Source organism: Brevibacterium album DSM 18261, from assembly GCF_000426445.1.
GTDB lineage: Bacteria > Actinomycetota > Actinomycetes > Actinomycetales > Brevibacteriaceae > Brevibacterium > Brevibacterium album.
In genome coordinates, this window is sequence record NZ_AUFJ01000009.1 from 1 (window position 1) to 21,267 (window position 21,267).

At 71.1% G+C, this 21,267-nt stretch carries 21 protein-coding genes and 1 rRNA gene; 15 read left to right on the forward strand and 7 right to left on the reverse strand.

The features are described 5' to 3' along the window. Together K318_RS0100100 and K318_RS18220 are read right to left on the reverse strand one after the other, a co-directional pair. A 16S ribosomal RNA gene (locus tag K318_RS0100100) occupies window positions 1–114 on the reverse strand; the annotation flags it as partial. A gap of 361 nt (window positions 115–475) precedes the next feature. Next, window positions 476–1,327, reverse strand: a complete 852-nt coding sequence (locus K318_RS18220; protein WP_084499428.1) for an SOS response-associated peptidase — start codon at window positions 1,325–1,327, stop codon at window positions 476–478. 128 nt (window positions 1,328–1,455) lie between these two features. Here K318_RS18220 and K318_RS0100110 point away from each other — a divergent pair, with 128 nt between their 5' ends. From K318_RS0100110 to K318_RS0100130, 5 genes are all read left to right on the forward strand, one after another. Beyond that, window positions 1,456–1,974 (forward strand): MarR family winged helix-turn-helix transcriptional regulator, encoded by a 519-nt coding sequence (locus tag K318_RS0100110; protein WP_029087959.1) that lies wholly within the window; start codon window positions 1,456–1,458, stop codon window positions 1,972–1,974. Between the two features lie 269 nt (window positions 1,975–2,243). After that, window positions 2,244–3,410: an acyl-CoA dehydrogenase family protein gene (locus tag K318_RS0100115; RefSeq protein WP_029087960.1), complete on the forward strand. Its 1,167-nt coding sequence runs from the start codon at window positions 2,244–2,246 to the stop codon at window positions 3,408–3,410. Beyond that, on the forward strand, window positions 3,407–4,462 hold the full coding sequence (locus tag K318_RS0100120; protein WP_029087961.1) for an enoyl-CoA hydratase/isomerase family protein: 1,056 nt from the start codon (window positions 3,407–3,409) through the stop codon (window positions 4,460–4,462). The genes K318_RS0100115 and K318_RS0100120 overlap by 4 nt, the downstream gene beginning before the upstream one ends. Then, window positions 4,459–5,280 carry an enoyl-CoA hydratase gene (locus K318_RS0100125; protein ID WP_051297272.1) on the forward strand — a complete coding sequence of 274 codons (822 nt, stop codon included), beginning with the start codon at window positions 4,459–4,461 and terminating at the stop codon, window positions 5,278–5,280. Before K318_RS0100120 ends, K318_RS0100125 begins: the two co-directional genes overlap by 4 nt. A gap of 168 nt (window positions 5,281–5,448) precedes the next feature. After that, the gene (locus K318_RS0100130) at window positions 5,449–6,420 is read left to right on the forward strand and encodes an NAD(P)H-dependent flavin oxidoreductase (RefSeq protein ID WP_029087963.1); all 972 of its coding nucleotides are present in this window, start codon (window positions 5,449–5,451) and stop codon (window positions 6,418–6,420) included. 131 nt (window positions 6,421–6,551) lie between these two features. Here the strand turns inward: K318_RS0100130 and K318_RS0100135 are convergent, their stop codons facing one another. After that, window positions 6,552–7,679: a CobW family GTP-binding protein gene (locus tag K318_RS0100135; RefSeq protein ID WP_035280120.1), complete on the reverse strand. Its 1,128-nt coding sequence runs from the start codon at window positions 7,677–7,679 to the stop codon at window positions 6,552–6,554. 198 nt (window positions 7,680–7,877) lie between these two features. On the opposite strand from K318_RS0100135, the gene K318_RS0100140 reads away from it, so the two are divergent. Beyond that, window positions 7,878–8,753: a DMT family transporter gene (locus K318_RS0100140; RefSeq protein WP_029087965.1), complete on the forward strand. Its 876-nt coding sequence runs from the start codon at window positions 7,878–7,880 to the stop codon at window positions 8,751–8,753. A 29-nt stretch (window positions 8,754–8,782) separates the two neighbouring features. Here the strand turns inward: K318_RS0100140 and K318_RS0100145 are convergent, their stop codons facing one another. Then, window positions 8,783–9,652 (reverse strand): ABC transporter permease, encoded by an 870-nt coding sequence (locus K318_RS0100145; protein WP_245579715.1) that lies wholly within the window; start codon window positions 9,650–9,652, stop codon window positions 8,783–8,785. After that, window positions 9,649–10,554, reverse strand: a complete 906-nt coding sequence (locus K318_RS0100150; RefSeq protein WP_029087967.1) for an ABC transporter ATP-binding protein — start codon at window positions 10,552–10,554, stop codon at window positions 9,649–9,651. The genes K318_RS0100145 and K318_RS0100150 overlap by 4 nt, the downstream gene beginning before the upstream one ends. Window positions 10,555–10,758: 204 nt before the next feature. Between K318_RS0100150 and K318_RS25140 the strand changes: the two genes are divergently transcribed. The 5 genes from K318_RS25140 to K318_RS0100175 all read left to right on the forward strand — a co-directional run bounded on the left by K318_RS25140 (window position 10,759) and on the right by K318_RS0100175 (window position 16,509). Beyond that, window positions 10,759–11,685 carry a helix-turn-helix domain-containing protein gene (locus K318_RS25140; protein ID WP_051297273.1) on the forward strand — a complete coding sequence of 309 codons (927 nt, stop codon included), beginning with the start codon at window positions 10,759–10,761 and terminating at the stop codon, window positions 11,683–11,685. 177 nt (window positions 11,686–11,862) lie between these two features. Further along, on the forward strand, window positions 11,863–12,030 hold the full coding sequence (locus tag K318_RS24495; RefSeq protein ID WP_156913722.1) for a hypothetical protein: 168 nt from the start codon (window positions 11,863–11,865) through the stop codon (window positions 12,028–12,030). Window positions 12,031–12,074: 44 nt separating this feature from the next. Next, window positions 12,075–13,256, forward strand: a complete 1,182-nt coding sequence (locus tag K318_RS0100165; protein WP_029087968.1) for a zinc-dependent alcohol dehydrogenase — start codon at window positions 12,075–12,077, stop codon at window positions 13,254–13,256. Beyond that, window positions 13,253–14,686: an FAD-dependent oxidoreductase gene (locus tag K318_RS25330; protein ID WP_029087969.1), complete on the forward strand. Its 1,434-nt coding sequence runs from the start codon at window positions 13,253–13,255 to the stop codon at window positions 14,684–14,686. The genes K318_RS0100165 and K318_RS25330 overlap by 4 nt, the downstream gene beginning before the upstream one ends. A gap of 26 nt (window positions 14,687–14,712) precedes the next feature. Next, window positions 14,713–16,509, forward strand: a complete 1,797-nt coding sequence (locus K318_RS0100175) for a thiamine pyrophosphate-requiring protein (protein ID WP_029087970.1) — start codon at window positions 14,713–14,715, stop codon at window positions 16,507–16,509. A 149-nt stretch (window positions 16,510–16,658) separates the two neighbouring features. Here K318_RS0100175 and K318_RS0100180 read toward each other — a convergent pair whose 3' ends face one another. Both K318_RS0100180 and K318_RS18230 read right to left on the reverse strand, forming a co-directional pair. Continuing rightward, window positions 16,659–16,883, reverse strand: a complete 225-nt coding sequence (locus tag K318_RS0100180) for a hypothetical protein (protein ID WP_245579716.1) — start codon at window positions 16,881–16,883, stop codon at window positions 16,659–16,661. Window positions 16,884–16,974: 91 nt separating this feature from the next. Beyond that, window positions 16,975–18,081 carry a carboxylate-amine ligase gene (locus K318_RS18230; protein ID WP_051297274.1) on the reverse strand — a complete coding sequence of 369 codons (1,107 nt, stop codon included), beginning with the start codon at window positions 18,079–18,081 and terminating at the stop codon, window positions 16,975–16,977. Between the two features lie 240 nt (window positions 18,082–18,321). Between K318_RS18230 and K318_RS0100190 the strand changes: the two genes are divergently transcribed. The 4 genes from K318_RS0100190 to K318_RS18240 all read left to right on the forward strand — a co-directional run bounded on the left by K318_RS0100190 (window position 18,322) and on the right by K318_RS18240 (window position 21,228). Then, window positions 18,322–18,921, forward strand: coding sequence for a helix-turn-helix domain-containing protein (locus K318_RS0100190; RefSeq protein ID WP_029087972.1), 600 nt, complete (start codon window positions 18,322–18,324; stop codon window positions 18,919–18,921). Continuing rightward, the gene (locus K318_RS0100195) at window positions 18,914–19,654 is read left to right on the forward strand and encodes a B3/B4 domain-containing protein (protein WP_029087973.1); all 741 of its coding nucleotides are present in this window, start codon (window positions 18,914–18,916) and stop codon (window positions 19,652–19,654) included. Before K318_RS0100190 ends, K318_RS0100195 begins: the two co-directional genes overlap by 8 nt. After that, window positions 19,651–20,571 (forward strand): EamA family transporter, encoded by a 921-nt coding sequence (locus K318_RS18235; protein WP_342664190.1) that lies wholly within the window; start codon window positions 19,651–19,653, stop codon window positions 20,569–20,571. The genes K318_RS0100195 and K318_RS18235 overlap by 4 nt, the downstream gene beginning before the upstream one ends. 84 nt (window positions 20,572–20,655) lie before the next feature. Next, complete coding sequence (locus tag K318_RS18240) at window positions 20,656–21,228, forward strand: peroxiredoxin (protein ID WP_035280123.1); 573 nt, start codon at window positions 20,656–20,658, stop codon at window positions 21,226–21,228. The last annotated feature ends 39 nt before the right edge of the window (window positions 21,229–21,267 follow it).

The window sequence follows — 21,267 nt, forward strand, 5'->3', positions numbered from 1 at the left end:
CACCCGTTCGCCACTCATCCACACCTCAGCAAGCTGAGGGCTTCAGCGTTCGACTTGCATGTGTTAAGCACGCCGCCAGCGTTCGTCCTGAGCCAGGATCAAACTCTCCAAAAACACACAACATTAAGGATGTGTGCGCAATCCTGACCAGTCAATCAAAAACCACACCAACCCCACACAGGAGGCTGATGGACAGGGTTCTGATTCACCAGCACATAAAACATACTGGCATCATAAAAACAAACAAACACGCTATTGAGTTCTCAAAGAACAGACACACAAACCCATCCGACCCCGGTTTCACCAGAGCCATCTGAGAGAGATGTTGGAGACGCCTCCTTGGAAGAGGCTCACATAGTCTAGCATCGGACCCCATGCCCCGCAAGCGCTGTCGCGCTCATTTGCAGGAAGTTCATCCGATCGCTGCTCCGGCTTCCGCTTGTCAGCGGCCCGCCCTGAGCAACGAGATATAACTCTAGACCGCCTCGGCGTCCCCTCGCAACTCGGATCGCAGTGACGTGCGTCTCGCGGCGTCGTGCGCTGCCGAAAGGGCCTCGGCGCCCTCCGCTGCCTCCTCGACGGACGGGGAGGCAGCCCATGCCCCCGGGCGCACCAGATCGGGGCCCTCGTTGCGGACGTTCCCGATCGCCGGGTCCACCCTCCTCCTCGTCACCGTCTCCGGGACGAAACCCTCTATGAAGCCGTCCAGCAGGGCGCGAGCTTCCGCCGCCCCCGCCTCTGGGGCGTTCCACGTCGCCATCTGCTCCGGTGTGAGCATCACCGGCATGCGGTCGTGGACCTCGCGCAGATGCCCCTGCGCCTCCGTCGTGATGATGGTCGTGCTCACCAGCCACCCGCTCTTCGCAGCCGCATCGTCCCCGACCGCCATGCGATCCTCGGGGTCGAGGCGGCGGAACTCGTAGAGCCCCGCCATGAGCAGGAGCTCGCTGCCGGCGGACTCCATGAGCCACGGGGTCTTGCCTGCCTCGGTCGCCTCCCACTCGTAGTAGCCGCGCACCGCCACAGCGCACCTCCGCGCGCCGAATGCCGCGCGGAACATGGGCTTCTCGTGCACGGTCTCCGCTCGCGCGTTGAAGGCCCGGAACCCGATCTTCAGGTCCCTCGCCCAGCCCGGCACCAGCCCCCACCTCGCCGGCTCCAGCCGGCGGACGATCTCACCCGTCGGCTCGGGCCTGTCCACGAGCACGGGCACCGTCCCGCCCGGCGGCACGTTGTACCGCTCCGCGAAGACGTGGGATGAGACCCCCACCTCGAGCTCATCGGCAAGATCGGCGGGATCCACCGACAGGTTCAGACGACCGCACATGCCTGAGATCCTGTCATCTCGCTAGACTCTTTCCAATCCCCGCCCACGGCACTCCGGGCATCCAGCACGGAGTGCGCCTGCCGATCGCGGCACCGGGCGGACCGGACCGGCCTGCACCAGGAGAACCGATGAGCGCACCCCTCGACCCCATCGACGAGTCCCGTCGGCAGTGGATCGAGCACGGCTGGGGCGAGGAGGCCGATGGCATGAGCCTCGTCATCTCCGTCATGCGGATCCACCAGCTCTTCCTCGCGCGGGTCGACCAGGTGCTGCGCCCCCTGTCGCTGACCTTCTCCCGGTACGAGGTGCTGGCGCTGCTCTCCTTCTCCCGCCGCGGCAGCCTGCCTATGAACAAGATCAGCAAGCGCCTGCAGGTCCACGCCACCTCGACGACCAATTCCGTCGATCGCCTCGAGACCGCCGGCCTCGCGATGCGGGTGCCCCACCCCGGTGACGGGCGGACCACTCTCGTCCAGATCACCGAGGCCGGCCGCGACCTCGTCGAGACCGCCACCCGCGCACTGAACTCCTCGGTCTTCTCCCGGCCGGGCCTCCCCGCCGAACCGACGCGCGACCTGCTCGCCCGCCTCGGTGAGCTCCGTGCCGCGCTCGAGGCGCCCTCCGGTCCCCACGCGGCCGGCGCCTGACCGCCGTACGGCACACTCCTCTCACCGTCCGGCTCTCCCCGCGCGGCGCGCGACCCGAACATCCGGCACGCGCCCGCGGGCGCCGCCGCCAAATACTTGGACGTCCTAGCAATTCTGCGTACCATGGTCCGCAGGGTGGGCGGCACCACACGGCCGCCCGCCCCGCGACCGGCCTCATCATGACCGGTCGCCGTGCCCCCGGAGACCCCCGGGGCTGCCGTCCGGCACCCGGCCGGACGCACACTGGAACAGGAATCGGAGGCACCGGTATGGCGCGCAGCACGGCATCGGTCATCCCGTTCGGACTCACCGAGGAGCAGCGGGAGCTGTTCTCCATGTGCCGGGAGTTCGCGGACGAGGAGCTCGCTCCCCACGCTCTCGACTGGGACGCCGCAGGGCACTTCCCGGTGGACACGATCCGCCGGACCGCAGAGCTGGGCATGGGCGGCATCTACATCGGCGAGGAATGGGGCGGAGCCGGGCTGGGCCGCATGGACGCCGTCCTCGTCTTCGAGGCCCTGTCGACCGGCTGTCCCGCGGTGGCCAGCTACATCTCGATCCACAACATGGTGGCGAAGTGCCTCGAGCTGTTCGCCACCGAGGAGCAGAAGCAGCGCTGGCTCCTCCCGCTCACCTCCTTCGAGGCGCTGTCCAGCTACTGCCTCACCGAGCCCAATGCCGGCTCCGATGCCGCGGCGCTCAAGACCTCCGCCCGCCGCGACGGGGAGGCGTATGTCCTCAACGGCGTCAAGCAGTTCATCTCCGGCGCAGGCTCCTCGGACCTCTACCTCGTCATGGCCCGGACCGGCCAGGACGGAGCCCGCGGCATCTCCGCCTTCGTCGTGGAGAAGGACACCCCGGGCCTCACCTTCGGCGCGAACGAGAAGAAGATGGGCTGGAAGGCCCAGCCCACCCGCCAGGTCTTCATGGAGAACGTGCGGGTGCCCGCCGAGAACCTCATCGGCGAGGAGGGGCAGGGCTTCAGGATCGCGATGAGCGGTCTGGACGGCGGCCGTCTCAACATCGGCGCCTCCTCCCTCGGCGGCGCGCAGTCCGCGCTGGAGAAGGCGGTGGCCTACATGGGCGAGCGCCAGGCGTTCGGCCACGACCTCACCGGCTTCCAGGCGCTGCGCTTCGAGGTCGCAGACCTCCAGGCGAAGCTGGAGTCCGCGCGCTCGCTCCTGTGGAGGGCGGCTTCGGCGTACGACGCGGAGGATCCGGACACCACCCTGCTCTCGGCGATGGGCAAGCTCACGGCCACGGACACCGGCTTCGAGGTCGCCAACCGCGCACTCCAGATCTTCGGCGGCTACGGCTATCTGGCAGAGTACGGAGTGGAGAAGCTGGTCCGCGACCTGCGCGTCCACCAGATTCTCGAGGGAACCAACGAGATCATGCGCGTGATCATCTCGCGCAGGAGCACAGGAGTGGGATGACCAAGACAGCGGCCGAGGCCGACGCAGCAGTCCTCACATCGGTCGCGGGCGGACTCGCCCGCATCGAGCTCAACAAGCCCCGGGCGATCAATGCGCTCTCGCACGACATGGTCGAGATCGTCGCGGAGGCGCTCGCGACCTGGCGCGAGGACGATGCGGTCGCGGCCGTCGTCGTCACCGGCAGCGGCGAGCGCGGGCTCTGCGCCGGCGGCGACATCAAGGCGATCCACCGCGCACTCGTCGAGGGCACCGACGGCGCAGCCCGGTTCTGGGCGGACGAGTACCGGATGAACAGCGCCATCGCGCGCTATCCCAAGCCCTACATCGCACTCATGGACGGGATCGTCATGGGCGGCGGCGTCGGCATCTCCGCATACGCCTCGCACCGCATCGTCACCGAGACCTCGCAGGTGGGCATGCCGGAGACCGGGATCGGCCTCTTCCCGGACGTGGGCGGGACCTGGCTGCTTGCCCGCGTCCCGCACCGCGCGGGCATGCACATGGCGCTCACCGGGGAGCCCGTGGGCCCCGCCGATGCGATCCGCTACGGCCTCGCGGACACCTTCGTCCCCCGCGAGCGCCTGCCGGAGCTCCTCGACGCCCTCGCAGCCGAGCCTGGGGACGTCGATGCCGTCCTCGCGCGCTTCGCCGCCGAGCCTCCGGCTTCCGGTCTCGAGGCCGATGAGGAGTGGATCGCCGAGGCGTATGCCCACGACACCGCCGCCGAGGTGGTCGAGGCGCTGGCAGCGCACCCCTCGCCCCGGGCGCAGGAGACCGCTGCGACCATCCGCACCAAATCGCCGCTGTCCGTCGCGGTCACGTTCGAGATGGTGCGCACGGCGGGCGAGATGACCCTCGACGAGGTCCTCGAGCGGGATTTCGCCGCGGGAGTGGAGATCGCGAAGCATCCCGACCTGCGCGAGGGCATCCGCGCGCAGGTGATCGACAAGGACCGCAATCCGCAGTGGAGGCCCGCCTCGCTGGCGGAGCTCGACCCGAGCGTCGTCGCCGCCGTGGTGGGCGCCGTCCAGGACCGAAAGGTGTTCTCATGACCCAGGCAGAGCAGACGCAGCAGACCGCAGAGGGCCTCGGCGGGCGGACGTTCGAGACGATCCTCGTCGAGGTGGAGGCGGGCATCGCGACGCTCACGCTCAACCGCCCGGAGGCGCTCAATGCGCTCAACCTGCAGGTGCTCGAGGACGTCACGGCCGCTGCGGCGGCCGCCGATGCCGATGACGCCGTCCGCGTCATCGTCCTGACCGGCCAGGACCGCGCCTTCGCCGCCGGGGCCGACATCAAGGAGATGTCCACCCTCGACTTCTCGCAGGCCTACCGCCGCAACTGGTTCGCCGGCTGGAACAGGCTCGCCGAGGTCTCCAAGCCGATCATCACCGCGGTCAACGGCTTCGCCCTCGGCGGCGGCTGCGAGCTCGCGATGATGGGCGACATCCTCATCGCCTCGGAGAAGGCGAAGTTCGGGCAGCCCGAGATCAACCTCGGCGTGCTGCCGGGCATGGGCGGCTCCCAGCGGCTCACCCGCGCGATCGGCAAGGCGAAGGCGATGGACCTGTGCCTCACCGGCCGCATGATGGACGCCGAGGAGGCCGAGCGCTCCGGGCTCGTGGCCCGGGTGGTGCCGCACGAGGAGCTCGCCTCGACGGCGCGCGAGATCGCGGAGACCATCGCCGCGAAGTCGCTCATCGCCGCGGGCATGGTCAAGGAGGCCGTCAACGCCGCCTTCGAGACGAGCCTGGAGCAGGGGCTGCGATACGAGCGCAGGCTCTTCCACTCCTCGCTCGCGACCGCGGACCAGACCGAGGGCATGGCCGCCTTCATCGAGAAGCGCACGCCGCAGTTCACCGATTCCTGAGCAAGCCTTCAGCGCCCGCCCCGTGTGCTCGCGGGGCGGGCGCTGTGCGTGCGGCGCGCGCTCCTCGGTTCCGCCCCATGCCCGCCGCCACGCCGACCGAACTGTTCGAGCGTTCGACAACGCGCTAGGGTGGGGCCGACCCGTCACTGCCGACGCAGAAGGAGAACCATGTCGCTTCCCGAGGCCCTCGCCCGTCCCCTGAGCGTGCCCGTCATCGCGTCCCCCATGTTCATCGCCTCCGGCCTCGAGCTCGTCAAGGCCCAGTGCCAGTCGGGGATCGTGGGCTCCTTCCCCACCCTCAACGCGCGGCCCAAGGAGCAGCTGACGGACTGGTTCTCCGAGATCGAGGAGGAGAACGCGGCCTTCGCGAAGGCGAACCCGGAGCAGCCGGTGGGCCCCGTCGCCGCCAACCTCATCGTGCACAAGACGAACGACCGTCTCGAGCACGACCTCGGCGTGGTCGTCGACCACAAGGTGCCGGTCGTCATCACCTCGCTGGGCGCGCGCGAGGACGTCAACGCCGCGATCCACAGCTACGGCGGCGTCGTCCTCCACGACATCATCAACAACCGCTTCGCGCACAAGGCGATCGAGAAGGGCGCCGACGGCCTCATCGCCGTCGCCGCAGGTGCCGGCGGACACGCGGGCGCACTGTCCCCCTTCGCGCTCGTCCAGGAGATCCGCGAGTGGTTCGACGGTCCGCTGGCGCTGTCCGGTGCGCTCGCGCACGGACGCTCGATCCTCGCCGCTCAGGTGATGGGCGCGGACTTCGGCTATGTGGGCTCGGCCTTCCTCTCGACGCCCGAGGCCAATGTCGTCGACGACTACCGGGACATGGTCGTGGGCTCCTCGGCCTCCGACATCGTCTACTCCAACCTCTTCACGGGCGTGCACGGCAACTACCTGCGGGGCTCGATCGAGCGGGCCGGGCTCAACCCGGACGATCTGCCCGTCTCCGATCCGTCCAAGATGACCTTCGGCTCCGACCGTGATGCGAAGAAGCCCAAGGCGTGGAAGGAGATCTGGGGCTCGGGCCAGGGCATCGGCACCATCAGCGAGTCGGTCTCCGCGCGCGATCTCATCGCGCGCCTGGCGGCGCAGTACGCCGAGGCGCAGGCGGGCTCCCGCGTGCTCGTCTGAGCGCTCACAGGCATGTGCGGGCGGAGGCCCCGGAGGGACATCGTGCTCCTCCGGGGCCTCCGCCGTATGCGGCGGGCGCCCGCCGGCTCAGCCCCACCCGGCGGGGGGCTCACGGGATCAGCCTCGCGGGCTCAGCTGTGCAGGCTCACGTACCGGTGCAGGCGCTCGATGCCCCTGCCGTCCGCCGGAGCCGAGGCGAACGCCGCCTCCAGCTGTGCGCGCACCGCGGAGGCGTCGAAGGACTCGCCGATCACCACGAGCACACTCTCCGGCTCTTCCTCCCCGCTCCCGGCAGCAGCCGAGGAGGCGGGTGACACGTAGACGGTGGGGCCGACCGCCTGCACCCCGTAGGAACGCGGCCTCCCCCGCTCTCGCACCGTGAGCGCGCCCTTCACGCGGTAGACGCCCTGCGGCAGATCCTCGAGCAGGTCGAGCACCGCGCCGGGGTCCGCGCAGCCCGGAGAGGTCACGGTCACCGACATCGCGTGGCGGTGCGGGAGAGCGGACTCGTCGAGCGCTGCCAGTGCGGCGCGGTCGCGCTCTGCATGCGCCTCGCGCAGCAGATCCCAGACGGGAAGGACTCCCTGGCCGGAGATGGGCTCGTCGCCGGCTGCGGCCTCGGCGGAACTGCGGGAGCCCGGGTCCATGAGCAGCAGCGGATCGAGGCGGCCGAACGAGGTGCCCGTGACGAGCGCCCGCGGATTGCGGGAGTGCACCCGGGCCCGCACCGTCTCCACCGCACCCTCCCGCTCACCCTCGGGCAGCTGGTCGAGCTTGTTCACCACGACCAGGGTGGTGGCGGCGTAGCGGACCGGGGCGGCCTCCCCCGTGTCCACGGTCGAGGCGTGCATGAGGGCGTCGACGACGTCCACCACCCCGGCGAGGTGGAAGCGATGACGCCCCCAGCGGCTCACCATGCGCGCGAGCGTGAGGGGCTCGGCGAAGCCGCTCGATTCGACGATGATCGCGTCGAGGGCGAGCCGCGGTTCGGCCAGACTCACGAGCGCCTCCTCGAGCGCGCTGGTGTCGCTGAGGCAGCAGATGCAGCCGCCGGAGATCGAGACGGGCTCACTCACCTGGCCCGCCACGAGGCCCGCATCCACATTGAGGTCGCCGAAGTCGTTGACGACCACGCCGACCCGGGAGTCCGGATGCCGCAGGAGGTGGTTGAGCAGGCTCGTCTTCCCCGCGCCCAGGAAGCCGGTGAGCAGGATGACGGGGACGGCGCCGGGCCGGGCGCTCCTGCCGGCTTGGGGCATGGACGGACCTCCTGTGTGTGCTGAGCCTGCTGAGTCTGCGGTGCGCGCCCATGCTCCCACACCGGCGGAGGGATCGGCGTGGCCTCGACAGGCGCGGATTCCGGCGGACGTGGCTGCGGCGGGATCCTGTGCCCTGAGCGCCGGTGCGGCACGCTCAGGTGCGGCACGCTCAGACGCAGCGGGCATAGGCTCAGCACTATGACGGCCCTGTACGCATGTGCCTATGCGCTCATCTGGTCGACCGGCTTCGTGGTGGCGCGCTTCATCGACGGGGCGGTCGAGCCCACGATGTTCCTGTTCCTGCGGTTCTCCCTCGCCGCCCTCGCGCTCTTCGCGCTGTGCGCGCTGCTGCGCCCGCGGATGCCGCGGCTGCGGGAGGCCGCGCGCCATGTGGGCGTGGGCGCCCTGCTCAACGGCGTGTACCTCTGCCTGGGCTACCTCGCGGTGGCGCAGGGACTCCCCGTCTCGGTCATGACGCTGCTGGGCGGATGGCAGCCGGTGCTCGCGCTGCTCGTCGTCGCCGTCCTCGCCCGCCGGCTCCCCGGGCGTGCCGTGCTCGCCGGCGTCCTGGTGTCCCTGGCCGGGGTCGCCCTGGTGCTCCTGCCCGGTCTGCGGACGGGAGGGGGCGAGGGCGTCGGTGCGCTGACCCTGGTGCTCGGGCTGGCCTCGGTGACGGCGCTGACGCTGGGCGTGCTCGCGCAGTCACGGGTGAGGGGGACGGCCCTGCTCCCCGCGGTCGCCTGGCAGGCCGCAGGCGGTGCCGCAGTCTCGGGTGCGGTCGCCCTCTCCCTGGGCGACCCGTGGCCGGCGTGGAGCGGCACCCTGGCGGCGGCGCTCACATGGTCGGTGCTCGGCATCTCACTCACCGGGATGCTCCTCATGGTCCACCTCACCCGCAGCCGGGGCCCGGTGTTCATCTCGGTCCTCGTGCTCACCGCTCCCCCGCTCGCCGCGCTCGAGGCCTACCTCCTGTTCGGGGAGACCGTCACTCCGGTGCAGGGAGCGGGGATCGCGGTGGCGCTGTGCGGGGTGGGCATCGCGCAGCTGCGCAGAGGAGAAGGCCGGGCGGGGTGAGCGGCCAGGGCTGAGAAGGGGACGAGCCCTCACCGGCGCCGCGTGAGAGACCACACCGCCGCCGCGATCGAGGCGGTGCACCACAGTGCGAGCACCACGACCGCGCGGGCGGGCACCTCGAACGCGTCCGCGGCGAGCCCCGCGCGCACGGCCTGCGCCATCGGTTCGAAGGGCAGGACCGAGTGCACCGCCTGCGCCCAGTCCGGCATGCGCTCGGCGGGGAAGGACACCGGGGTGAACAGCAGGATCCCGAACACGAGGAGCTGGCTGGCGAGCATCGCCACCTGCGGCGGGAGGAGCACTGCCAGGGCGTAACCGAACGAGGCCGCCGTGAGTGAGACGGCGAGCAGCGCGAACGGCAGCCAGGGCGCTGGGGAGAGCGCGAGGTCATAGTGCCAGATGCCCACGAACACGGCGAGCACGAGGCCCGGCAGCGCGATGAGCGTCCACATCGTGAGGTCGGCGAGGAGGAAGACGCCCCGCGGCACCGGCAGGGTGTGCAGCCAGGCGAGGCTGCCCTCGCGCTTGCCGTTCGCCACCTCCTGCGGCGTCATGACGAGCCCCACCGTCACGAGGGTGATGGTGGGCGCGCCGGTCGCGAGGAAGAGCGCGGCCTCAGGCGTGAGATCGCCGGCGAGGAAGCCGAAGCCGATGATGGTGGCGGTCGCCAGCAGCACCTGCACGACGACCATGAGGGGGAGGTACGCGAGCGAGCGGCGGATCTGCCACTGGATGAGCAGGCCGGTCTGGGCCAGGGACAGCCGCCATGACCAGCCCTGTGGCATCGCCGCCTCCGGGCTGTGCAGGGCAGCGGGCGACGGGCTCGCATCCGCCGCTCGGGAAGCGTCGGCCTCCGAAGCGGTGGTCCCGGTGGCGGAGATTCCGTGCGGGGTGGTCATGAGAGTGCCTCCTCATAGGCAGGTGCGGAGTCAGGGGCGTCCTCGCGGCAGCCCACCAGCTCCAGATAGACGTCTTCGAGGCTCAGCGGTGCCGGCGCGGATGCCATGGGGGCGGCGTCCGCGCGCATACCCTCCGGTATGAACTCAGCCGGGCGGGCGGGACCGGACTCCTGCGCACCGGCGGGACCGGCGGAGTCCGCGCGGCGCCTCCGCACCTCCGCGGAGAGCTCCTCCGGCGTGCCGGCTGCGACCACGGAGCCCGCATCGAGGAGCACGAGGCGGTCCACGGAGGATTCCGCCTCACGCACGTTGTGGGTGACGAGGAGGACGGCGGCGCCCTCATCGGCGAGCCGTCTGATCTGCCCCCACAGCAGCCGCCGGCGCATCGGATCGACGTCGTTGGTGGGTTCGTCGAGGATCACGAGGCGGCCGGGGACCACGGCGGCCATGGCGAAAGCGGTGAGGCGCGCCACTCCCCCGGAGACGTTCTGGGAGGGACGGGAGGCCCACTGCTCCAGTTCGAGGGCGGCGAGGAGCTCACCCGCCCGCCGGGACACCTCGCGCCGTGTGCCGCCGCGGATGCGTCCCACCAGGTTCACCGCGGTCCGCGGGCTGAGCCCCGTGATGGGGACGTTCGCCTGCGCCTGCACGGAGACCAGACGACGAGCCTCGTGCGGTGCGGCGACGGCATCGCAGCCGGCCACGCGGATGCTTCCGCCGTCCGGCCGCAGCAGGCCCACGATCTGGTTCACGAGGGTCGTCTTTCCCGCTCCGTTGTGGCCGAGCAGTCCCACCACCTCGCCCGCGCGGGCGGACAGTGACACGTCGTTCGTGGCTCGCACGCCGCGGCGTCCGGGGTAGGTCTTGCTCAGATGTCCGATGTCGAGGACGGTCGCGCTCATGGGCGCCTCAGCTCCTTCGCTGTCGTCGGCCGGGAGGCCGGTTCGTCGGGCGGCACGCGGGCTTCTGCGCCCGCGGGGTCCCGGGAGGATGCGATCCGATCAATCATCCCCTGCGGAACATTCCACACGGTATCATTCACATAAGTATAAGACCAGATGGAATCTGCAGCCCGTCCGGTATCCCTGCGGCGGTAGACTGACGGAATGAAGGAGCGCAACGGAGAGTCCCCGGACGACGGAGGTGTGGGCGCGGCAGCGCGCGCACTGCTGGACGCGGCCACTCAGCTGTCACGGACACTGAGCGAGGAGACCGTCACACGGGCCACAGAGCAGACCAGCTCGAAGGTGAGCGCAGCACTGCGGGAGGCGGCGGAGACGCTGGAGCGGATGCCCCGGAAGCCGGCCGCCCGCGGGCGGTCCACGCGGCGGGAGCTGCTCGCGGCCGCCGGCAAGGTCTTCGCGGAGAAGGGCTTCCACGCCGCATCCCTCGGCGAGGTCGCCGCACGGGCCGGGTACACGAAGGGTGCGATCTACGCGCACTTCTCCTCGAAGGACGAGGTGATGCTCGCGCTCATACGGGAGGCGACGGAGGTGGGGGGGTCCGCGCCGGGCGGCACAGCCGAACCGATGCGAGCCCGGCCCCCCGAGGATGCCGAGAGGAGGGGAAAAGCCTCGGACGCGGCCTCCGAGTGGTCCGAGTCCGAGAGCATCGACGCCCTTGCCGGCGCCCTCGGAAGGGGAGCGCTGGCCGAGGCCTTCGCGGCCGCGACCGAAGCGCCGGACGACGACGCAGGCGGCCCCGCACCCGTGATGACGAATCTCCTGCTCAGCGTCGAGATGATGGCATACGTGCTGCGCAACCCTGAGCACAAGGCCGAGTTCGCACCGCGCTTCCAGGAGACCATGGAGCATCTGGCGCTGGGACTGCGTGCAGCCGTCCGCATCCGCACGGGCGAGGAGACGGACGGCGGCGGCGCCGATGCAGCACCCGGCCCGGCCGAGATGAGCAGTGCCATCGCCTTCGCCTCGATCGTGAACATGGCCGGCCTCTACGGCGCCCTCGGCGTTCCGGCCGTCACACCCGAGGGCACCGCGGAGGTGATCGACCGGATGCTGGGGCTGGAGGGGTGAGCGGCCGAGCGGGACGCGGCACGCGCACCGCCCTCCGAGCAGACCCCGGTCCGGCCCCAGCACGCCCGCCGGACTGCGCGTCCGGTCGAGGAGGCGACACTGGACGCAGCCGCCGCTGCGCAGTACGCTGACCCCCACTAAGACAAGGTCACTTGTATTTCTGCGAAGGGGGACCCGATGCAGGACATCACGCAGAAGGACGTGGTCAAGGCGCTGCGGAACGCCCCGTGGATCATGGTGACGACCGCGCGCCGCGATGGGAAGGTCCGGAGCCTCGCCGAACTCGTGAAGTCCCGCATCACCGGCAGCACTCCGGCGGGAGGGTCCCAGACGATTCGGCTCTGACCGGGCGCACGCCCGGCACAGGACGACAGCGACGGAGGAGCGAGATGCGCGCAGTGACATGGCAGGGCACCCGCGAGGTGTCCGTCGAGACGGTCCCGGACCCGGTGCGGAAGAAGGCGAACGACGCGATCATCGAGGTGACCTCCACGGCCATCTGCGGCTCGGACCTCCACCTGTACGAGGTGCTCGGCCCGTTCATGGACGCCGGGGACGTCATCGGCCACGAGAGCATGGGCCGCGTCGTGGAAGCCGGACCGGAGTCCGGGCTGACGGAGGGCGATCGCGTCGTCGTCCCGTTCCCCATCGCCTGCGGGAGGTGCTGGATGTGCCGCCGCGGACTCACGACGCAGTGCGAGACCACGCAGGTGCGCGAGTACGGCTCGGGTGCCGCCCTGTTCGGCTATTCGCGCCTCTACGGCTCCGTGCCCGGCGGGCAGGCCGAGTACCTGCGAGTGCCGCATGCGGACTTCGGACCGATCCGGGTGGGCGAGGAGCTGTCCGACCACCGGTATCTCTTCCTGAGCGACATCCTCCCGACCGCCTGGCAGGGCGTCGCCGACGCCGGCGTGGGCGAGGGCGACTCGCTCGCCGTCTACGGGCTGGGGCCGGTCGGTCAGTTCGCGGCCCGCATAGGTCGGCACCTGGGAGCGCGCGTGTTCGGCATCGACCCGGTGCCGGAACGGCGCGCCATGGCCGAGCGACACGGCATCGAGGTCTTCGACGCCCAAGCTGACGCCTCCGACCGGATACGGGAGGAGACGCAGGGCCGCGGCCCGGACGCCGTCGTCGACGCCGTCGGCATGGAGGCCCATGGATCGCCGGGCGCGCGGCTGGCGCAGAAGGCCGCCGGAGCCCTCCCGGACACACTCGCCCGCAAGGCGTTCGAGACCTCCGGGGTGGACCGTCTGGCCGTGCTCCATTCGGCGATCGACCTGGTCCGCCGCGGCGGCACGGTCTCCCTGAGCGGCGTGTACGGCGGCATGGCCGATCCGCTGCCGATGCTCACGCTCTTCGACAAGCAGATCCAGCTGCGCATGGGCCAGTGCAATGTGAAGAAGTGGATCGACGATCTGCTGCCGCTGGTCGAGGACGCGGCCGACCCCCTGGGGGTCGACGACCTCGCGACCCACCGCCTGCCGCTCGAGCAGGCCCCGGACGCGTACGAGATGTTCCAGAAGAAGACGGACGGCTGCATCAAAGCGGTCCTCGACCCGACCGCGGCATGAGCCCGGACGCCGTCGGCACGACAGCCCGTCTCTGGCGGGCGCAGGATCCCCTCGGGTCCGCGCTCCCCCGCCGCCGGTTCGATGCGCTCGTCATCGGCGGCGGACTGACCGGCCTCGCCGCCGCCCTGCTGCTCGCACGAGAGGGCGCGGACGTCGCACTGTGCGAGGCGCGGAGCGTGGGTGCGGGCGCCAGCGGTGCGACCACCGCGAAGACCACCCTGCTGCAGGGCACACGCCTGTCCGAGCTGGCCCGACGGCACGGCCCGGAGACGGCCGCCGGCTACCTGGAGGCCTCCCGGTGGGGGCAGCGATGGGTGCGCAGCTTCTGTGCGGATCACGGTGTCCCGTTCGAGACCGCCGCGGCCTACACGTTCGCACTCACGGAGGACGGGGCGGAGGCCGTGCGGCGGGAGCATGCCGCAGCCCGAGAACTCGGGCTGGCTGCGGACCTCCACCCGACGCTCGACATGCCGTTCCCCGTGCACGGCGCGGTCGGACTGCCCGGGCAGCTGCAGATGGACCCGTCCGATCTGCTCGCCGGACTCGTTCGGGCCGCCGCCGAGGCCGGGGTCGCCTTCGCGGAGCGCACCCGGGTCACGGGCCTCCGCCCGGGCACCGACGGGGTACGCGTGACCGCCCGGAGCCCGGATCGCCGCCTCGAGGTCACCGCCGATCACGTCATCGTCGCGACCGGCTCGCCCGTGCTGGACCGCGGGTGGCTGAGCGCGCGGACGGTGGCACACCGGTCCTACATCTGCGCGTTCCGGGTCGACGCCGCCCCGGGCGGCGGCAGCGTCCTGCCGGAGGGAATGCTCATCTCCGCCGAATCCCCGGCCCGTTCCCTCCGCACCGCCCTCCTCGGCGACGAGCGGGTGCTCATGGTGGGCGGAGAGGGCCACCGGACCGGAGCCGCCGGCGATGCGCGCGACCGCGTCGCGGAGCTGATCCGGTGGACCGGGGAGCACTATCCCTCGGCGATCCGCACGCATGCCTGGTCGGCCCAGGACCACCACCCGGCAGGCGGTCTGCCGTACGCGGAGGCCCTGCCGCACGGCGCCGGCCGGATCATCGCCGCCGGCGGCTACGCGAAGTGGGGCATGACGAGCGCGCCCGCGGCCGCGCGCATCGCCGCAGACCTCGTCGTGGGCCGCAGCCCGCGCCTCGGCTTCGGCGGGTCCGCAGCCTTCCGGAAGGCTGCGGACACCCTCACATCGGCCGCCTCGGGCATCCCCCACATCGCCGCGGCCGTGACGGACCGTCCCGATGACGGCCCCCTGTGCGGCGTGCGGCGACTGTGCACGCATATGGGCTCGCCCCTGGCGTGGAACGAGGCCGAACGGACATGGGACTGCCCGCTGCACGGCTCCCGCTTCTCCCCCGACGGCGCCGTCCTCGAGGGGCCGGCGACCCGGAGCCTGCACCGCACCTGACCGCCCGCGAACAGGAAGGCATCACGATGACGAACGAAGCGAACGACCAGGTCGCCGATCTCCTCGTCCGCCGGCTGCGCGACTGGGAGGTCAGCCGGGTGTACGGCTACTCCGGCGACGGCAACAACCCCCTGCTCGGCGCGCTGCGCCGGTCGTCCGACGGGCCGCGCTTCATCAGCGCCCGCCACGAGGAAGGGGCGGCCTTCATGGCCGTGGGCGCGGCGAAGTACGGCGGCGGGGTGGGCGTCGTGACCTCGACGCAGGGGCCGGGCGCCGTCCACCTCCTGACCGGCCTCTACGACGCGAAGCTCGACAGCGTCCCGGTCGTGGCGCTCGTGGCACAGCAGCACCGCAGCGTGCTGGGCTCCGACTACCAGCAGGAGATCGACCTGCAGAACCTCTTCGGCGACGTCGCCGCCCCTTTCGTGCAGCTCGTCGCCTCTCCGGAGCAGGTCCCCATGGTCATCGACCGGGCCTTCCGCTCTGCGGCGGCGCGCCGCCAGCCGGCCGTCGTCATCCTCCCGCATGACGTGCAGCAGGCCCCCGCACCGGAACTCGGGCAGGCGCACGGCGAGGTCGTCACCGAGCCGCGCTGGGCGACGGGCCGCGTCCTCCCGGATGAGCGGGACCTCGATGCGGCGGCGGAGGTCATCGAGGCCGGCGAGCGGGTGGCTCTGCTCGTGGGCCAGGGCGCGCGGAATGCGTGGCCGGAGGTCGTGCAGTTCGCCGAGAGGACCGGCGCCGGGATCACGACCAGCCTCCTCGGCAAGCCGTACGTGGACGAGCGCCACCCGCTGGCCGCCGGAACGATGGGACATCTGGGCACGGATGCCTCCGCCCATGTGCTGCAGGGCTGCGACACCCTCGTCATAGTGGGGTCCAACGACCCGTGGACGGAGTTCTACCCGCCTCCGGGGGCCGCCCGCGCCGTGCAGCTCGACATCGATCCGGCGATGCCGGCCAATCGCTATCCGGTCGAGGTGGGCGTGATCGGCGATGCGGCTCCGACGCTGCGGGTTCTCTCCTCACGGCTGCGCGAACGCGGCAGGACTCCGTGGCGGGAGGAGGTCGAGGCCGCCTGCGCGCGCTGGAGCGAGACGGCCCGGCTGCGCAGCGAGGTGGCGGCGGATCCGCTCAACCCGGAGCTGGTCGTCCGAGCATTCGGCGCGCGCCTGCCGGACCGCGTTCATCTGGCGGTGGACGTCGGCAGCTCCGTCTACCACTATGTCCGCCAGGTGAGGCTCCCGACGGAGGGGCACGCGCATCTGTCGAGCACGCTCGCCAGCATGGGCTGCGGGATCCCCTACGGCCTCGCCGCGAAGCTCGAGGCTCCGGACGCCCCCGTCGCGGTGATCATCGGCGACGGCGGATTCCAGATGCTGGGGGTCAACGAGCTGATCACCGTCGCGGCGCTGCACACCGAATGGGAGGATCAGCGGTTCGTGATCCTCGTGCTCGGCAACCGGGACCTGTCGGAGGTGACGTGGGAGCAGAGGGAGATGGAGAACCACCCGCGCTTCGCCTCCTCGCAGGATGTGCCGCAGTTCGACGCGGCCGGCTATGCGGAGCTGCTGGGACTCACCGGCCTCCGGGCGGACGGACCCGAGTCGCTGGAGAAGGCGCTGGATGCCGCATTCGCCGCCACCGCACCCGTCGTGATCGATGCGAGGACCGACGGCGACGTACCGCTGCTCCCGCCGCCCCCTCACGTCGATGCGAAGGTCGAGGGCATCCGCGCAGCGCTCGCCGCCGAGGGCGAGGCGGGCGTCCACGCACTCTCACTGCTGGACGAGTATCTGGCGATCAACCGCGGGACGGTGTGAGACCGGGGGCTCTCCCCGGCGGAAGGGCCCCGGCAGGCGAAGGCCCCCGGCGGCGGGACGGTGGAGTCCGCCGTCTCGCCGCCGGGGGCCTTTCCGGTCCGGGCTCGCGTGATGCGCCCGAACCTGCGCTCAGCGCTCCGTCGCGGCGCTCAGCTGCCCTGCAGCCGCGCGGCCAGCATCTTCTTGCCCTGCTCGCCGGCGGTGCGGTTGTTGTCCTGGATCCGACGGAACCAGTCGGCGAGCTCCTGATCGCCCTGCTTCTCCGCATCCTGGATGTAGGTCTCGAGCTTGAAGACGTTGTGCAGGGAGGCCTCAAGCACCCACACGAGGTTGTAGTTCTTGTCCTTCAGAGGCGACTGCGGTTCCTGAGCCACGATTCTCATCTCCTTGCGAGGACTTCCCAAGCGGTTCCGCTTGGAGTCCCCACGCTACGAGGTGATCGCCGAACATTCAAGACACCTTGCTTTAATCAGAAGACGGGGCCGGCGGCCGGGACCGCGCGAGCGCGGCGCGGACCAGTCCCGTCGCATCGGCCTCACCGCAGAGCGCACTGCGCTGCAGCGCCGCATCCGAGCCGCCGCCCATGATCTCGGCGATGCCCGCCTCGACCGCCGCGGCGTCGCCCCATTCGCTCAGGATCGGCCGGACGTGCGAGAGCAGCCGGCCCACGACTGCAGTCGCGGAGGCGGGCAGGCCCGTTGCCGGGTCGACGAGATCGCCGTCGACACCGAAGCGGCTGGCTCGCCACATCCACACTCGCAGGACCTCGGTGTCAACCTCCGGCACAGGCCGGCCAGACCGCCAGTCGCGCACCGCAGACTCGACAAGCGCTCGCATCAGCCCCGCGATCACGACCGTCCGCTCGGAGGACAGGCTGATGTCCGCGACCCTGAACTCGAGAGTCGGCGCATGGTGCGACAGCCGCGCATCGAAGTAGAGCATCCCCTCGTCGAGCGGCACGCCGGAGTCCAGCAGTCTGCGGCGGTGCGCCTCGTAGGCCGCAGCAGAGCCGAAGACGGGCGGCGGCCCCGCTGTCGGCCAGCGCGACCAGAGCTGATACCTGTAGCTTGCGTAGCCGGTGTCGACCCCGTCCCAGACCGGGGAGTTCGCGCTCAGCGCCAGGAACGCAGGCAGCCATATGCGGACCCGATCGAGGGCCGCAACACCCTCCGCGGAAGACGCGACGGCGACGTGGACATGCAGGCCGCATGTCAGCTGCTGGACAGCGGTGAGACCGAAGGCCCGCCCGATCGCGCGGTTGCGCTCACCGCCGGAGAGCGTGCTGCCGTGCCTTCCCGGCACGACCGGGAGCGCCGCCGCCCGAGCCTCCACCGCCGCCGCAGCGCGATCGACGAGCTCGCGCCCGCGACGCACGGCTTCGATCTGGGCCTGGAAAGTCTTCTGCGGCGGCGCTGCCACCTCGATCTGCTCGCGCTTGAACTCCACGGTCACCTCGAACGCACCCGCGGCATCCGCCTCGAGGGACTCGACCGCCGCATCGCCCCGCGGCACCGGCAGCAGCGTCTCCGCATCGACCACGAGGAACTCCTGCTCCACTCCGAATCTCCGCACCGGATCACCGCACCTTCCGTTCACCCCGCACCGCCCTCGCGGTCGCATCGGGCGCACCCACGGCTCCGCACATACCGCACCCTCACTCTAATCCGACAAGATGGGTTGCGGGAGATCATTCCGGGGAGGGTGTGGCCGGGGCGACCATCGAGCGGCAGCGCTTCACCACGTCGACCAGATGCGGCACCGGGGCGCAGCACCCGCAGCCCACTGCACTCGGCAGTGCACTATACTGCACTCATGGATGCGGAATCGCTGGCTGCCGTGATCGGATCGCGGGTGAGACACGAGCGGACCGAGCGGGGCTGGACGCTGGATCGGCTCGCCGAGGCCGCCAATGTGAGCCGCCGGATGGTCGTGAACGTCGAACAGGGGACGGCGAACCCCAGCATCGGGGTCCTGCTGCGTCTGAGCGATGCCCTGGGGGTGGGGCTCCCCGCACTGGTGGAACCACCGCACCGGGAACGGGCCAAGCTCACTCCCGCCGGTGAGGGAGCCGTCCTGTGGAAGGGCGCCGCAGGCGGGCGAGGCGTGCTCGTCGCCGGCACCGAGCCGCCCGAGGTCGTCGAGCTCTGGGACTGGACGCTCGCCCCGGGCGAGGAGCACGCGAGCGAGGCCCACACCCAGGGAACCAGGGAGCTCCTGCAGGTGCACGAGGGGACGCTCGTCCTCACCGTGGGACAGGAGGCCTTCACCCTGGCTCCCGGCGATGCGCTCGCGTTCACCGGCGATGACGAGCACTCCTATGCCAATCCCGGCACCATCCGCACCCGCTTCTCCCTGACCGTCTACGAGCCCGGCGTCGGATCCGGGCACCGAACGGAGACCTCACATGCATGAGCAGACAGCGGCCGCCGAGGCCGCCACAGGACTCGATAGCGTACTCGCGAGCGCGCACATCGCGCCCGAGGTGACCCGGCTGCGCCCCGACTACCGCGTCATGCTGCTCGCCGTCGCCGGGATCGAACCGGCCCCCAGCGACCGGGTGAGCGAGGAGCTGCTGGTCGCCGCCGAGGCCCAGGCGGCGCACGTGCTCGCGCAGCAGCCCGCCACCGAGCTCCCCCATATCGCCGCCTGGCGCGAGGCGTACCGGGCATTCGGCGCCAAGCCGCAGCGGACGCGCAACAGCCTGGAGGCGCTCATGCGGCGGGCCGCCGCGGGGCTGCCGCGCGTCAACCGGCTCACCGATGTGTACAACGCGATCTCGGTGCTGCATCAGGTGCCCCTGGGCGGCGAGGACCTGGCCCGCTATCAGGGCGCACCACGGCTCATCCGGGCCACGGGGGAGGAGGCGTTCGACACGACCGCCGCGGGCGAGGCGGTGGTCGAGCATCCCGCACCCGGCGAGGTCATCTGGGGTGACGATGCGGGTGTCACCTGCCGCCGCTGGAACTGGCGCCAGTGCTCCCGCACGGCTCTCACGGACGACACGACGACCGCGGTGTTCATCCTCGACGCCCTCGCCCCGATGAGCGATGACGCCCTCACCGACGCGGCCGACGCCCTGGCCGACGCGCTGACCGGGCTCGGCCCGGATGTCCGCGTCCGGCGGCGGCTGATCGGCGCCTCGTGACAACTCCGCGCACCGGCACGGGGGCGGGCACCGCGGGAGTTCCGCCCTGGTCGATGGCCATCGCCGCGATGCTCGCCGTACAGCTGTCCAACGCCCTGTCGGTGAGTGTGATCGAGCAGATCGGCGCGGCCGGCACGGCATGGCTGCGCATGTGCTTCGGGGCGGTCTTCCTGTGGATGATCGCCCGCCCGGCGATCCGCTCCCTGCGCCGCCGAGACCTTCCGGCGCTGCTCGTGCTCGGCACGGTCACCGGGTTCATGACGACGCTCTTCCTCGCCGCCATCGAGCGCATCCCGCTCGGCACCGCGGTCGCGATCGAGTTCCTGGGCCCGCTGACGGTCGCGGGGCTGATGAGCAGACAGCGGAAGGCGCTGATCTGGCCGCTGCTCGCCTTCGCAGGCGTCGTGGCGCTCACCGAGCCCTGGCACGGAACCGTCGATCTCGCAGGCGCGGGGTTCGCCCTGGCCGCGGGCGCGTGCTGGGGGCTGTACAACGTGTTCACCCAGCACATAGGCGATCGGTTCTCGGGCATCAGCGGGCTCTCGCTCACGATCCCGATCGCGGCAGCGGCCACCCTCCCGTTCGGACTGCCTCAGGTCACAGGCGGCGATTTCACCTGGTGGGTGCTGCCCGCGGCCGCGGGGATCGCGCTGATCACACCGGTGATCGCCTTCGGACTCGAGATGCTCGCCCTGCGCCGCATGAACCACACCGCATTCGGCACCCTGCTCTCCGTCGAACCCGCCTTCGGCATCCTCATCGGGCTGCTCGTGCTCGCCCAGTCCCCCACCCCCATGCAGGTGCTCGGCATCGCCGTCGTGATCGTCGCGGGGGCCGCCGCACAGCGCAGCGGCGCACGCACGGCCGGTCCGGCTCCGGGCGAGGAGAAGGCGGTGACGCCGAAGGAGGCCCCATGACGGGCAGCCGATGCCCGGTTCGGCATCCATCATCAGAACAGAGAACCTCACGGCCGAACAGACCCTCGACGCTCAGGAGATCCCATGACCGACTACACGACCCTGCCGGCCGGCCTGCCCGTTCCCGAGGACGACGGAGCCGCCGACCACCTGCCGGGATCACCGCTGCCCGATCTGACACTGCCGATCAGCGACGGCGGCCGTCTGCGCCTGACCGACCTGGGCCCGGGGCGCACCGTGATCTACCTCTACCCGCTGACCGGACGGCCCGGGGTGGACCTGCCCGAGGGGTGGGATGAGATCCCCGGGGCGCGCGGCTGCTCGACCGAGGCCTGCGACTTCCGGGACCACTTCGCCGCGCTGCGCGATGCCGGCGCGACCGGGGTGTTCGGCCTCTCCAGTCAGGCCCCGGTCTATCAGGCCGAGGTGGTGGACCGGCTGCGGCTGCCGTTCACCATGATCTCCGACGAGTCGTTCGCGCTGGGCGACGCACTGAGCCTGCCGACGTTCACCGCGCCCGGGCATGACCGGTTGTATGCGCGGCTGACGCTGATCGTGCGGGACGGGGTGATCGAGCACGCCTTCTACCCGATCTTCCCGCCCAACACGCACGCGCAGCAGGTGCTGACCTGGCTGCGCGAGCACCCGGACCACTGAGACGACGACCGCGAGCACCACGAACCCGAGCAGGAGCCG